Source organism: Acinetobacter sp. CAU_H_S170_2 (assembly GCF_058890445.1).
Genome location: NZ_JBZYAE010000001.1, coordinates 2412233 through 2426719 on the forward strand (window position 1 = coordinate 2412233; position 14487 = coordinate 2426719).

Here is a 14487-nt window from a genome sequence, read left to right on the forward strand (position 1 = left end):
ACACTTCATCTTCTTTTTAAGAACGGCTTCACACTTTCCTATACCCGTCGATTTTTTTTTGACTGATTATATTTTTTATTCCTAAATTTAGGACTAATATAGCACTATTTATTGCTTGTAAATAAGTAATTTAGTCAACTTTAAACTGGGGGTATCGATGCTTAGGGAGTTTAATCACAAACTTGCTTTGATCGTGAAAAAAAGGATGACTGCGAAAGTCATTTTGCTGGCTTTGCTAAGTTTGCAGACCATCTCGATTATGGCCGATCCACCTAAAGCGGTCTGGTATCGATATTACGACAGTAAAGGCATCGCGAACGTCAGTAGTAGTGTCACCCCCAACCATATTCGTTATGGTTATGAAGCACTCGATAGCAACATGCAAGTGATTCAACGAGCACGTCCATACAACGCAGAAAAAGATGCGCAATATGCGCCACAACGTGCAGCAGCAGCCAAGCAACGCGAGTCAGATCTTAAATTAAAACGTGCTTATACCAACAGCCAAGTCGCCACTCAAAAACGCAATACTGCCCTTTCCTATATCTTAAAACAGATTAAGTTTCAGCAAGATGAATTAAAACAATTACAGAATGACCGCATTGGATTCTTACGCCAAGAAAAAGAGAACATGCGTAAAGGCAAAAGCAATCCGAAACCGCTCCAAGATATGATTGATTATAATTCCAAAAATATTGTGATGAAAAAAGAGCAAATACAATCGTTACAAAGTCACTATCGTAATACCAAGGCTGAATACGACAGAATTATTGCTCGTTTAAAAACACTTGAATAATCTGCGTCTTATTTACAGTGTGCTGACTTTCGCCGCTAGACCAAAGGATTTGACTCAATGCAGGCTGCACCATGTATAAAAACTAAATTAAGCCGCCAAGTGCTCCCTATTTTTAAACTCAGTCCGCTGTGTTTGTGCTTACTCCTCTCTGCCTGCCAAAAACAAGACGAGGCCACAGCTCCTACTTCGTCTACAGCTAAAATCGAGCTGATCGCAGAAGACTTGGTTCAGTTCCAAGAAGGGCCTTCTATCCAACGTACCGCCTTTACTGGTACTATTCGCGCCGTCAACCAAAGTTCCATTCAGGCTCAAGTGACAGCGACAGCAACCGCAGTTTCAGTTCAAGTTGGACAAGCCGTTCAAAAAGGCCAAGTACTGGTTCGATTGAATAATCAAGATAATGCTGCGCGGCTTGCCCAAGCTCAAGCCAATCTTGCATCAACCCAAGCCCAAGCCAATCTTGCAAAAAGCATGGTTCAAAGAAAAAAACGTTTACTCGATCAGGGCTTTATTTCTAAAGTGGAATATGAACAAAGCCTTGTAGACTATCAAGCTCAATTAGAAAATGTACGTGCGCAACAAGCCAATGTTGATATTGCCGAAAAAGCGGATCGCGATGGCACTATTTTAAGCCCGATTTCAGGGGTTATTACTCAACGTCAGGTGGAACCTGGACAAACAGTATCCGCAGGACAAACCCTATTTGAAATCATTGACCCGAGTCATTTAGAAATACAGGCCAAAATTCCAAGTGATCTACAAGCCGCTTTAAGTTTGGGAGAAAAAATTGAATATCGGCTGCAAGGCAATCCCCAAAAACTGACAGCCAAGCTTACTCGTATTTCCCCGATTGCAGACCCCTTAAGCCGTCAAATTGAGTTCTTTGCTCAGCCAATTGAAAGTATTAATTCATTGAGTATTGGGACCTTTGTGGAGGGTGACATTCTTGGTTCACAGTCCATCACAGGCCAAATCATCCCGCTTGATACCATTCAAAATATACAAAATTCGCCTTATGTTTGGGTGATTCGCCACAATAAAATTGAACGTGTTCACATAAAAGTCTTGGAACAACGCTATAGCAACAACAGCGCTGTAGTACAGGGACTAAAAGCCGGCGACCGTATCAGCCGTATAAAGTTTAATGAAAAAGATTTGCATCAAATGGTGACAATCAATCCATAAAAATAAGAAAAGGTTGTTGCTATGTGGTTAACCCGTATTAGTGTGAAATATCCTGTTTTTACCATCATGATGATGTTTTGCCTGATGGTTTTAGGCTTAGCCTCTTGGCAAAGAATGGGAGTTGAGGAGTTCCCTGACGTCGACTTCCCCTTCGTTGTGGTTTATACCACCTATCCAGGAGCATCCCCTGAAACAGTGGAGTCTGAAATCACCAAGAAAATGGAAGACCAAATCAATACCATTTCAGGTTTAAAACAGGTCATTTCTCAGTCTAGCGAAGGCTTATCGACCATTATTGCTGAGTTTGATCTCGATGTTTCTTCCGCCATAGCCGCACAAGATGTCCGCGATAAAATTGCACCAGTCACCGCTGAATTTCGAGACGAAATTCAAGACCCGATTGTTGAACGTTATGACCCTTCTGCCAATGCCGTGATGTCAATTGTATTTGAATCACAAAACATGTCACTGAAAGAGCTCAGTTCTTATTTGGATCAGCGCATCGTTCCGCAGTTTAGAACCGTTTCTGGTGTCGGGACAGTCAACTTATTGGGTGATGCCAAGCGACAAATTCGCATACAGATTGAACCCCACAAATTACAAAGTTTTGGGATTGGTATTGACCAGATCATCAACACGCTAAAAGCTGAAAATGTCGAGGTTCCGGGTGGAACGTTGAAACATGGTAACAGTGAACTTGTGGTCGAGATCAAGTCTAAAGTGATTCATCCTTTAGCCTTCGGCGATTTGGTGATTGCCAATAAAAATGGTGTACCGATTTATTTACGCCAAGTTGCAAGCATTTCAGACAGCCAAGCCGAACTTGAGTCAAGTGCCTATTTAGACGGTAAAACCGCAGTTGCGATTGATATTTTACGCAGTTCCGATTCAAATGTGATTGACGTGGTCGATGGTGCTTATGAGACCTTAGCAGATATTCAAAAACAGTTACCTGAAGGCACCACAGCAAAAGTCGTGGTAGATTCATCCAAAGGCATTCGTAACAGCATCACCGATGTTGCACGTACCATTATTGAAGGTGCAGCTCTTGCCGTTTTGATTGTCCTGCTGTTTTTAGGCTCATTCCGTTCCACCGCCATTACAGGCATGACCTTGCCGATTGCCCTCCTTGGCACTCTGACGTTTATTTGGATCTTTGGCTTTAGCATCAATATGATGACCTTACTGGCACTATCACTCAGTATTGGTCTACTGATTGATGATGCGATTGTGGTACGTGAAAATATTGTTCGACATGCAGACATGGGCAAAGACCCTGTCACAGCAGCCCTTGATGGGACCAAAGAAATTGGACTCGCTGTTTTAGCCACTACCTTAACGATTGTTGCGGTGTTCTTACCTGTGGCATTTATGGGCGGTATTATCGGTCGCTTTTTCTATCAATTTGGCGTAACCGTCAGTACCGCTGTGCTGATCTCGATGTTTGTCAGCTTTACTTTAGATCCAATGCTATCTGCACATTGGGCTGAAAAGCATAATCCACATAAGCCACCCAATCGAGTCAAACGTTTCTTTAATTGGATTTCTGGCAAACTAGATAATCTCAGCCATGGCTATGAGAAACTACTCAAGCTTGCTCTGCGCTTCCGATTCATCACCCTCATGATTGCAGTGGCCTCTCTATTCGGTGCATTAGGCTTATCTAAACTGATTGGAACAGAGTTTGTCCCTATTCCAGATAAAGGTGAGATTCGGATTAAGTTCGAAACACCCGTCGATGCCTCTTTGGAATATTCACAAGCCAAACTGCTGCAAGTCGATAAAATTATTCAGCAGCACCCTGACGTTCGAGCAACTTATGCGGTGATTAATGGCGTTACGGATCGTGGTAAAAACCATGTCAGTATTCGCGTAACAGTTACACCACGTACAGAACGCAAGAAAAGCTTAACCGACTTAAACAATGAGTTCCGTCAACACCTACAACAAGTGGGTGGCATTACCGTGACCTCAATTGCCTCCGCAGATGAAACGGTATCGGGCGGACAAAAGCCCGTGATGATTTCCATCAAAGGTCCAGACTTAGCCGAATTGCAAAAAATTTCAGACCGCTTTATGGCAGAAATTGCGCAAGTCAAAGGCATCGTTGACTTAGAAAGCTCACTTAAAGCCCCTAAACCGACTTTAGGCGTGCATATTAATCGGGTCTTAGCCAGCGATTTAGGGCTATCGGTCAACCAAATTGCCAATGTCATTCGTCCATTGATTGCAGGCGATGATGTCACCACATGGCAAGACGACAAAGGTGAAACCTATGACGTTAACCTACGCTTAACTGAAAATGCGCGGAGCTTACCTAGTGATGTACAAAACCTTTACCTCACATCGCAAAAAACGGATGCCAATGGTCAAGCTTTATTGATTCCCCTTTCTAGTGTTGCGCATTTAGAGCAAAGTCTGGGGGCATCGCAGATTAATCGTCGCGATCTAGCACGGGAAGTCTTAGTCGAGGCCAACACTGCTGGTCGACCTGCAGGTGATATTGGTGCAGATATTAAAAAAATTGAAGACAACTTTGACCTTCCAGCAGGTTATAGCTTTGACACACAAGGTTCAAACAAAGACATGGCTGAATCCGCAGGCTATGCCATGACCGCTATCACCTTATCGATTGTGTTTATTTATATTGTGCTAGGTTCACAGTTTAATAGTTTTATTCACCCTGCGGCGATTATGGCTTCCCTCCCTCTATCATTGATTGGGGTGTTCTTAACGCTCTTCTTATTTAACTCCACAATGAACTTGTTTTCCATTATTGGCATTATCATGTTGATGGGTCTGGTAACCAAGAATGCAATTCTATTGATCGATTTCATTAAAAAAGCCATGGATCACGGCGTTGATCGTTATCAAGCGATTATTGATGCGGGTAAAACACGTCTACGCCCTATTTTGATGACTACTAGTGCCATGGTGATGGGCATGGTGCCCCTGGCTTTAGGACTAGGTGAAGGAGGTGAACAAAGCGCACCGATGGCACATGCAGTGATCGGCGGTGTCATTACATCGACACTACTGACCTTGGTGGTGGTTCCTGTGATCTTCACCTATTTAGATGACTTTAAGAACTTTATGCTGCGTCAAGTACGTAAAATCATGTCATAATAATCAACATTTTTCTGAGGTGGTGTCGACATGCCTCCTCATTTTTTATCGTATAATCTTTGACTTTCAAAGTTTAAAATTTTAGGACAGTTTCCATGCGCGCGAGTCGCTTTTTATTTGCAACGTTAAGAGAAACCCCAAATGACGCAGAAGTGATTTCACATCAACTAATGCTGCGTGCTGGGATGATTCGTAAATTGGCTTCAGGTTTATATACTTGGCTGCCGATGGGCGTTCGCGTATTAAATAAAGTTGCAGCGATCGTTCATGAAGAAATGAACAATGCGGGTTCACTCGAAGTCCTGATGCCCGTAACTCAGCCAGCGTCTTTATGGGAAGAATCTGGTCGATATGTTCAATACGGCCCTGAATTGCTTCGTTTTAAAGACCGCCATGGCAACCCTTTCGTACTTGGTCCTACACATGAAGAAGTTATTACCGATCTTGCGCGCAATGAACTCAAAAGCTATAAACAATTGCCTGCAAACTTCTATCAAGTACAAACCAAATTCCGTGATGAAATTCGTCCACGTTTCGGTGTAATGCGTTCACGTGAATTTATCATGAAAGATGCTTATTCTTTCCACGCAAACCAAGAATCACTGCAAGAAACCTATGACATCATGTATGGCGCGTACTGCAAAATCTTTAGCCGTTTAGGTTTAGATTTCCGTCCAGTACAAGCAGATACAGGTTCAATTGGTGGTTCAGGCTCACATGAATTCCACGTATTAGCATCAAGTGGTGAAGATGATATCGCCTTCTCGACTGAATCTGACTATGCGGCAAATATTGAAATGGCAGAGGCCGTTTTAGTCGGTGAACGTGCAGCGCCAACCAAAGCTTTGGAAGTTGTCGACACACCAAATCAAAAAACCATTGCTGATGTCTCTAACTTCTTGAAATCTGATCCTGCACACTCTGTCAAAGCCTTGTTAGTGCAAGGTATTGCAGCCGAAGAAGGCCAAGCAACACCGGTAGTGGCATTGTTCTTACGTGGCGATCATGAGCTAAATGAAATTAAAGCCGAGAAGCATCCGCGCATTGCATCACCATTAACTTTTGCAACAGAAGAACAACTTGCTGCACTGGGTTTAACCGCTGGTTTCTGTGGACCACAAGGCTTGATAGAAAAAGGCTTAACGGTCATTGTCGACCGTGCTGCATCGGTACTGTCTGACTTTGTTGCGGGTGCAAATGAGGTTGATAAACACGTGACTGGTCTAAACTGGGAACGTGATGCGCAGTTCACCGAAGTTTATGACTTACGTAATGTGGTTGAGGGTGATCCGTCTCCAGACGGTAAAGGTACGCTGCAAATTAAACGTGGTATCGAAGTTGGGCATATTTTCCAACTGGGTCAAAAGTATTCAGAAGCTTTGGGTTGTAAAGTTTTAGGTGAAGATGGTAAGCCATTTACGGTAACCATGGGTTGTTACGGTATTGGTGTAACACGTGTAGTTGCCTCTGCAATTGAGCAAAACTTTGACGAAAAAGGCATTATTTGGCCTATGGCAATTGCACCGTTTGAAGTTGCCATTGTGCCGATGAATGCACATAAGTCTCCACGCACTTTGGAAGCAGCTGAAGCACTGTACGCTGAACTTACGACAGCAGGTTATGATGTTTTACTGGATGATCGTAACGAACGTCCAGGCGTGAAATTCTCAGACCTTGAGCTTACAGGTATTCCTCACCGTATTGTGATTGGTGAGAAAGGCTTAGATGCTGGTACTTTTGAATATAAAGGCCGTCGTGATGCTGAATCTGTAAACATTTCTAAAGAAGAGTTATTGGCGAAAATTGCAAAATAATTCATTTTAGATTAAAAAAATCCCGCGTATATCGCGGGATTTTTTATGAAAATTTAATTAGCAGAATTTTAAACCACCGTAACAGTTTGATCTAAAGTTTTGCCCTTGTAAGCTTAAATTGGTCAGTGGAAAATCCAAAGTCGTCGTATTCATTGGAACATTCCCAACAACTAAGGCAGAACCACCGACACATCCTGTTAAAAGATTACCGCAATTTCGAGGATTGTCCGTTAGATCTTTATTAATACCCGCAATGGTTTGTTTTAAGACTTCATTGGTAATTGCCACTTTGGTCGTTGGGCTTAAGCTACCCAGTTCGACTTCATCTTCCATTGCCAGCCACCAACCTTTATTCGCACCAACCGCAGCACCCGTCCATAAAATATCTTGGGACTGCAAGGATAATGATGCTGGGTTGTTTAAATACAATGCGTGAATTAAGCCTAAACTTTGGTTCACAGTGATATCTGTTTTAAGCCCAGTAATATTGCCGGACACCTGTTTATCTAAGTTTAAAAAACCGAGTACTTTAGCTGTTAATTGTCCACTAAAATCAATTTTCCCAACAGTACCCGTCCCTTTTAAAGTTACATCCTTCATTCGAGTCCCCGACACAACTGTCGAATTAATCGTAAAAGGCGCTGTAGTTGAAGATAGATTTAAATTATAAGTATCAGACGTATATGAAATATCATAACAAGGGTCTAAAGAACCACTGACACAAGTTGTCCCAGAACTACTTCCGAGTAATCGTCCTTGCACAATACCATTCATAGTTAATCCTGTATCTGCAAAGGTCATGCTACGAGCTGCTGTCACTGCAGTACCAGATGCAGTTTTGGTTTTCATATATCCACTAAAGGTATTAATTCCATTAGGTATCGCATTATTATTTGCATCTACATCATTATTGGTACCTAATGTCATCAAACCTTTAATCTTTTCAGCACTGACACGAAAACCAAGTACTTCACGTGTTGCGGCTGAAGTCGGATTTTTAATGGCAAACTGAATAAATGGATTTGTGATTAATGCCGAAGTTGCTGCACGCTGATCCGATGTATAGTTCGCATCATCAGGTAGTCCACTTAAAGAAATATGATCGATATCAATATCACAACTGTTGGCTCGAATTGAATTATTGTCGCCACCACATCCCAATTGAAGCTTTTTAATATTGGCATTCAGCTCCAATTCCGCACTTAGGGCCAACTTATAAAAACCAATGTTTGATTGATTATATGTTTTCCCTTGTGCATCGGTTGTATTTGTCCCCTGCTGAAACTCTAGGTTCATCAAAGACTGACCTTCGACTTCTGACAACTCCTCGTCATTTAAAGCGGTCATCGCATAACTTTGACTCAAGCCTAATGTCGCTGTGATTAGAATTGAAATTAAAGACTTATTCATTTTATTTATTCCTTGTCATCCTTTTTAGCGCGGCGTAATCCCTAATGTGCTACGCATAGCCCCACCCGTAATGGCAATATCTGCAACCTTCTGCATGGTACCTGTTGGAGACAATGCAACCTCCGTTCTAAAGGCAGTCCCTTGTCCCCCTGCTAATGCCTTATGGTTAAATTGCACTTGATTATCTATGACCACTGAGTCCTTTTGCATATGAATTTTTCCATTCAAACCCAAGTGACCTTGCATTTTGTTTAAGTTAAAACTTGAGGTTTTTGTTGCTGTTCCATTACTATCGGTATTACTTAAACTAATAAAACTGCCTTTTTTACTTTCATTACTCAGGTCTGTGCTACTCAGTGTATTAAACTCAAAATTGGATTTAAATGACAAATAGTTGCTTTGTGGTGTCCCGCCTACGGCCTCAAGCCCTGGAATAATAAAGAGTTCGCCTTTACCATCTAACATAAAAGCAATTGATGCGAGAACATCATCTTTTTTGGCAAAGTTATTAATCGGCACGACTTCTTTGGCACAACTATTCACCCCTTCTGGGCAGTTATACAGTGCACCTGGAAGCTGTCCGATTGCGATTTCCGCATTGGCAGCAAACAATAAACTATCGGCTTTGATATAGATTTCATTTTCATTAAAACCAATCACACCATTGGCTTTAAAGTATGAGTCAATATTACGTAAGCCTGTATAGTAGTTAACTTCTTCGCCATGCTTACTCATCGCACCATCAATGACGATAATAGACGTTGTTTTCGGGTTGCCTTGACTATCTTCACCATAACCATCGGTTGATACCGCGATGTCATAGCCCAACCCATCCTTCACTGTTCCAACGGTATTGGTATATTTCTTGGAAAAAAATGCCGCATTGGCATTTAGGTTATAAATTGGAATACCTAAACCCCATGTTCCTTCGTTAGTATTGTTTACTGCAATCGAATTATCTGAAATAAAGCGGGCTTTACGTGCAATCGCTTGAAAATCGAGCCCACGTACAGCAATAAAAGCCATATTTGAAGCATTGCCCGTTGGCGATGGGTTATAAATCAGTTCATAGTTTTGCGCACCCAATATCGTCTTAATTTGGTCATTGACCACAAAACCCATTGAGTTGGTGCGAATGTTATTGATATAAATCTGGCCAAAATCAATATAGGCATTTTGACTGTTTATTGCTGAATTGGGGTCAGTAGAAGTACGTACATTGAGCGGTGATAAATTTGAAAACTCGATGGCGTAACTACCTGTACCAGTATGCCCTAATTCAAACGTTGTCGGTGTCGCAGCGCCGAGCAAACTACTCCCTGCACGAGTAAAGTCAGCCGATACATTTAAATGTAAGCCGCCCGCATTCTTAAAACCATAACCTGCAGATGCAACCACCTCATTTTCTTGAACATTACCGTTAACACGGTTGACCATATTAAACTTAGCAACACCAGTTTGGTCAGCATTCAATACGATCTTGCCATTGGTTAATGCACCCGATGCCCCTATCCGAATTAAGTTCCGGTGAGTCGAGTTTGCTGAGCCATAACGTAAATCGACGTTTAACCCCGGATTTGTGGCATTGCCTACACGGCTGTCATGCACATCAGTTTTATCTTCCACTCGACCTAAAACAACAATATTATCGCCAACACTGCCCTTTGAGGTGAGAACTACACCTTCCGTTTCATCGATATAAAGATATCCATCAGCAGATAAATTGAAGTTGAAATCTTTTAAGGTTAAATCTTGATTATTCTGTCCATAACTAATACTGGCATTCTGCAATTTAAAATCTAAATGCACCTTTGAGTCGCGGTTAAACAAACCATTCGTCGTTGCCAAGTACACTTCAAAAGGTGAAATAGTCGAAAGCTTAAAACTTCCTAAATTTTGGTCTGTTTCACCTGTTGCACAATTCGGCGAACACATCAGCATAATTTGGGCAGCCGTTGCGGTAAAAGGTGACACACTTGCAGAGAGCTGAATACCAACCCCTTGCGTACCATTGGCTAATTGTGTTGTGCCCACATCAAAATCGAGTTTGGTTTTAATATTGTTATAACCTGTCGCCGTTTTCACTTCAATATTATGTAAGCCCAGTTTAATCGGTGTTTTACCGACTTCCGCAGGATCCATCCAATTCAATTGTTTAATGTCAACTTTTGAAGCTTCATGGGTAATTGAAATACCATCTTGACCCGTTACATCACTTAAAATCTGATCATTCAAAGCTTGTAATGCATAACTTTGATTCGCTGCACAGATACACAGTGTCAGAAGGTTTAGTTTTATTATTTTATGCATCTCAATATCCTTTTGAAACTATGTGTCTAACAGCGGCTACCCGCAGTGCCCGAGCAGTTATAGCTAAAGATTTTTAGATTTCCATCCAGATGTAAGTTTCCGTGAACATTTAAGCCCATAAAACCTTGTTCTTGACCTTTATCAAAAGTTGGTACAGTTTTACTCGTACCATAACTGTTATACGTTGATGTATTGAAATATCCATTTTCACCACTTTCCACTGAAAGACTGGCAAAACCCAAGTTTCGAATTTTAAGGGGTTTATCATCGAAAAATTTTAACAGCATCGCAGTTTGTGGCTTACCTTCTTTATTCAGAATTGTGGTACCTTCCAGCGAAAATTTATCAATTTGCATGGTGCCTTGGAACTGCTTAAACACTAGCCATTTTCGTTGCCCATTTTCCTTATGATTATTTGGGGAAATGGCGATACGACACAGTTCTAATAAAGCGCAATCTTGATTTGCACGCATTTGATAATAGGTTTCAGTGACAATAGCTCGCCCATTTGCATCTACACCATTGGTCCTAGAGATCGTATTTAAACTCATATCATTGGCATATTGGTGGTTGATCGATAGGGTTAAGCTCAAATCCGCGCCGCCCTGCCCAGTCACACCGACCAGCTCCGTATTATCCAAATCTACCAAACCCGCTTGAGATAACATGGATACCGCCATCAACATGGTTACACATAATTTTTTCATCATGTCGGTATCCTATAGCCCTGTGGTCTTAATTTTTAAGTGTTGGATCAATACACCATCTATAGCAACTGAACCCAAATTCACAGGAACTGCTGTTCCAGTCCCGCGGAATACCACACCAGTAGATTGTGTCGCCGTATTGGCTTTGAGCGTATTGGTGGTCGGATCCCGTGTCACGCTACCAATCGAAATACTGCTATGTGTTGCGTTATTTCCTTGGTATTGAATCGCAGTACTCCCTGCCCCAGTTTGAACAAAATTCGAACCACAATAGGCCACATTACAGGTTGATCCTTTATAATCTGCATTGTTTCCACCTTGTACATCTGGGTAGTAGGTATAAATCTGCTTATAAATTTCAGGCACGTTCGGAATACGCGTGACTTCAAGAATAATATTGCGTCCTTCCGAACCTACAACAAAAGGCTGATACATATTGCCCAAGACCAAGTTAATATTTGGGCTATATAAATAAAGCCCCTCGCTCGCATCAAAAATTGGAGCCAATGAACGATCTAATGCAGGTGTGACTGCCGTACCGTCGTTGGTCGCAGCTGTGCTCAGTCGAAAAACTTTAGCATTCAATAGCGCTTTATTTGCGTCATCGTTGGTATAGACCAATCCAGATGGATCATCATTGGTATTGATCCGAAGTAAGGCTGCCATCCCAAAGGTTTTATTTTGCTGGTCTAAGGTAGATGCTTGAGTTTGAAACATACGCACCTGTGAGCCATTTAAACTCAATCCATTTGCAACCGCCTGTAAACGTATTCTTTGATTTAAACTTAAATCAGGATCCGCAGCCGCATTGGTTGTTGTCGGTGCACCTGTAATAGGATCCACTTTATTTTGGGAGTTCCAACTTCGTGAAAAAGCATCCCACCATAAACCTAATTTAATATTATTATCTGCGTCACTGGCTAGAACGGTCGCTAAAGGGGCTTCCAGCCCTAGAAAACTCACATCTGAACTTGCATTCGATTGATGAAACTGTTTAATCCCCGTGGCTGTGCCAGCACGAAATAACCAAGGGTTAACATCGCTTCCCCATGTAAAGCCCTGATTGCTGAAACGACTATTGGCATTATTATCAGACCGTGAAAGTGCTAAACCATAAATAAAGATGTCCGCTTTGGTTCGTTTCGTGGTCAGATCATCGGCATTGGTATATTTGGAGTAGTTCTCACCCACAGGAATAATACGAATAAAGCCCGTGTCGTATTGTTGTGGATTGGCCACGCCACGGTTATAACTAGAAGCCGTGGAAAGATCATTAGCCCCTTGAAACACCATCTTGAAGTTTTCAGGAAGTAACGCAATGCCTTCACCCGTAGTATCCGCTAGAAATTCATCGGAAAGTGACTCAAGGGCAAATGTAGGCTGCGCAAGCATGAGTCCGACAAGACTAGCTAAACAGGATTTTTTCAATCCTGTGGGATATATACGATTCGTCATCTCGACCATCCTTATTATTCGATGCTCCGCATCTTTATGTACTGCATCCTTTGCTTGGCATTCTACTCTGCGCACTATAATTTTTATTTGCGTCAACCAAAGCACTCTAATTCACAATTGATTATGCTGAAACTCAGCACAAATGCAAAACCAACTGTCCGATAATATTTATTTTCCGATGAATGAATTGACATAAAAAAAGCGGATCAATGATCCGCTTTTTTAAATATCAATAACTTAGGTCTTCGGCAAAGTCACACCTGTTTGACCTTGGTACTTACCACCACGGTCTTTATACGATGTTTCACACACTTCGTCAGATTCGAAGAACAACATTTGTGCAACACCCTCACCTGCATAAATACGTGCAGGAAGATTGGTTGTGTTCGAGAACTCTAAAGTAACATGACCTTCCCACTCAGGCTCAAGTGGTGTGACGTTTACGATAATACCGCAACGTGCATAGGTCGATTTACCCAAACACACAGTCAACACATTACGTGGAATACGGAAATACTCAACGGTACGTGCTAAAGCAAATGAGTTTGGTGGAATAATACAAACATCAGCTTCAATGTCGATAAAACTTTTATCATCAAAGTTTTTTGGATCTACAATTGCCGAGTGAACATTGGTAAAAACTTTAAACTCACGTGCACAACGAACATCATAACCATAGCTCGACACACCATAAGAAATGAGTTTTTGACCATTTTCATCTAAACGAACTTGGTTTTCTGCATACGGTTCGATCATGCCGTGTTTTTCGCTCATTTCGCGAATCCAACGATCGGACTTAATAGCCATTTATTCTTTCCAAAAAAGCTTAATTTCAATAATTGCGTTGTACTTTAACTGAAATCGCTTTCAATGAAAATAAGCGCGTTTAAGTTCTCAAAATTTCTGTCTTTAATTACTAAATTAAAAACTTAAAATCGCAGAATAGCTCAGTGGAATCGAAAAACTCATCAAAACCAGCGACGCTGTTTTTTGCAGGTTGGATTGGTTCAGCCAACGAATTTTATTGCTCGCTAAAATTGACCCAATAAAAGTCCAAAAGAAAGCTATCGGAACAATCAACACCAAAAACAGCGACATATGTGACAAGTAATAATCCAATTTTGTCCACGCAATAGTCGGGAAAATGGCAGAAGCAAATAACAATGCTTTAGGGTTCAATAATGTTGCCAAAAACAGTTCACGCGCCCGAATAGTCGGTTGATTAAAACTCACCTCGACATCGGCTGTACGCCATAATTTGATGGCCAAATAAATGATATAGCTCGCACTGAACAGTTTTAAAATGGTCGGCAATAAAGGCAAGTGCACAGACACTTTTCCAATGAGGAAGCCCCATGCCGTGATTGAAATGAGATAACCAAAAGCTTCTGCAGGAATAAGACGCAAAGATTTACGAATACCGACTTGAATGCCCGAAGAGGCAAGTAAGGTATTGGTTGGTCCTGGAGTTAAAAGAATGGTTATCACTAAACCAATAAAAAACCAAGTGACCATATTCACAGACCCACATATATATAGCTATAAGCGTAATGACTTGCCTTGATGAAAGCAATCAAATTTAGTGAACCGTGATAACAGTTTTTTTAATTTTCATTCAATACTTAACATAAATAACGTATAAGCCCCTTACCCAATCTAGCATTCATAAAAATGACGCCACATG

10 protein-coding genes are annotated in these 14487 nt (G+C 41.5%); 4 read left to right on the forward strand and 6 right to left on the reverse strand.

Annotated elements, in window-relative coordinates:
- Nucleotides 1-157: 157 nt before the first annotated feature.
- The 4 genes from AC5EUN_RS11935 (at nt 158) to AC5EUN_RS11950 (ending at nt 6921) form a co-directional block, all read left to right on the forward strand.
- Nucleotides 158-796 (forward strand): hypothetical protein, encoded by a 639-nt coding sequence (locus AC5EUN_RS11935; protein ID WP_087010454.1) that lies wholly within the window; start codon nt 158-160, stop codon nt 794-796.
- 57 nt (nt 797-853) lie between these two features.
- Nucleotides 854-1981 (forward strand): efflux RND transporter periplasmic adaptor subunit, encoded by a 1128-nt coding sequence (locus AC5EUN_RS11940; RefSeq protein WP_159153529.1) that lies wholly within the window; start codon nt 854-856, stop codon nt 1979-1981.
- 21 nt (nt 1982-2002) lie between these two features.
- The gene (locus tag AC5EUN_RS11945) at nt 2003-5107 is read left to right on the forward strand and encodes an efflux RND transporter permease subunit (protein ID WP_159153530.1); all 3105 of its coding nucleotides are present in this window, start codon (nt 2003-2005) and stop codon (nt 5105-5107) included.
- A gap of 95 nt (nt 5108-5202) precedes the next feature.
- Nucleotides 5203-6921, forward strand: a complete 1719-nt coding sequence (locus tag AC5EUN_RS11950) for a proline--tRNA ligase (protein ID WP_159153531.1) — start codon at nt 5203-5205, stop codon at nt 6919-6921.
- Nucleotides 6922-6978: 57 nt separating this feature from the next.
- Here the strand turns inward: AC5EUN_RS11950 and AC5EUN_RS11955 are convergent, their stop codons facing one another.
- The 6 genes from AC5EUN_RS11955 to AC5EUN_RS11980 all read right to left on the reverse strand — a co-directional run bounded on the left by AC5EUN_RS11955 (nt 6979) and on the right by AC5EUN_RS11980 (nt 14318).
- Complete coding sequence (locus tag AC5EUN_RS11955; RefSeq protein ID WP_058952140.1) at nt 6979-8331, reverse strand: hypothetical protein; 1353 nt, start codon at nt 8329-8331, stop codon at nt 6979-6981.
- Between the two features lie 24 nt (nt 8332-8355).
- Nucleotides 8356-10641, reverse strand: coding sequence for a DUF6160 family protein (locus AC5EUN_RS11960; RefSeq protein WP_159153532.1), 2286 nt, complete (start codon nt 10639-10641; stop codon nt 8356-8358).
- Between the two features lie 26 nt (nt 10642-10667).
- Nucleotides 10668-11351: a hypothetical protein gene (locus tag AC5EUN_RS11965; protein ID WP_159153533.1), complete on the reverse strand. Its 684-nt coding sequence runs from the start codon at nt 11349-11351 to the stop codon at nt 10668-10670.
- Nucleotides 11352-11360: 9 nt separating this feature from the next.
- Nucleotides 11361-12803: a hypothetical protein gene (locus tag AC5EUN_RS11970; RefSeq protein ID WP_159153534.1), complete on the reverse strand. Its 1443-nt coding sequence runs from the start codon at nt 12801-12803 to the stop codon at nt 11361-11363.
- Between the two features lie 237 nt (nt 12804-13040).
- On the reverse strand, nt 13041-13610 hold the full coding sequence (dcd, locus tag AC5EUN_RS11975) for a dCTP deaminase (protein ID WP_004694514.1): 570 nt from the start codon (nt 13608-13610) through the stop codon (nt 13041-13043).
- Between the two features lie 114 nt (nt 13611-13724).
- Nucleotides 13725-14318 (reverse strand): LysE family translocator, encoded by a 594-nt coding sequence (locus AC5EUN_RS11980; protein ID WP_087010438.1) that lies wholly within the window; start codon nt 14316-14318, stop codon nt 13725-13727.
- Between the last annotated feature and the right edge of the window lie 169 nt (nt 14319-14487).

Bases quoted from the DNA above. Each gene is read 5' to 3' on its own strand.
- AC5EUN_RS11935 (WP_087010454.1), top strand. From the start codon at position 158: ATGCTTAGGGAGTTTAATCACAAACTTGCTTTGATCGTGAAAAAAAGG.
- AC5EUN_RS11940 (WP_159153529.1), top strand. From the start codon at position 854: ATGCAGGCTGCACCATGTATAAAAACTAAATTAAGCCGCCAAGTGCTC.
- AC5EUN_RS11945 (WP_159153530.1), top strand. From the start codon at position 2,003: ATGTGGTTAACCCGTATTAGTGTGAAATATCCTGTTTTTACCATCATG.
- AC5EUN_RS11950 (WP_159153531.1), top strand. From the start codon at position 5,203: ATGCGCGCGAGTCGCTTTTTATTTGCAACGTTAAGAGAAACCCCAAAT.
- AC5EUN_RS11955 (WP_058952140.1), bottom strand. From the start codon at position 8,331: ATGAATAAGTCTTTAATTTCAATTCTAATCACAGCGACATTAGGCTTG.
- AC5EUN_RS11960 (WP_159153532.1), bottom strand. From the start codon at position 10,641: ATGCATAAAATAATAAAACTAAACCTTCTGACACTGTGTATCTGTGCA.
- AC5EUN_RS11965 (WP_159153533.1), bottom strand. From the start codon at position 11,351: ATGATGAAAAAATTATGTGTAACCATGTTGATGGCGGTATCCATGTTA.
- AC5EUN_RS11970 (WP_159153534.1), bottom strand. From the start codon at position 12,803: ATGACGAATCGTATATATCCCACAGGATTGAAAAAATCCTGTTTAGCT.
- dcd (WP_004694514.1), bottom strand. From the start codon at position 13,610: ATGGCTATTAAGTCCGATCGTTGGATTCGCGAAATGAGCGAAAAACAC.
- AC5EUN_RS11980 (WP_087010438.1), bottom strand. From the start codon at position 14,318: ATGGTCACTTGGTTTTTTATTGGTTTAGTGATAACCATTCTTTTAACT.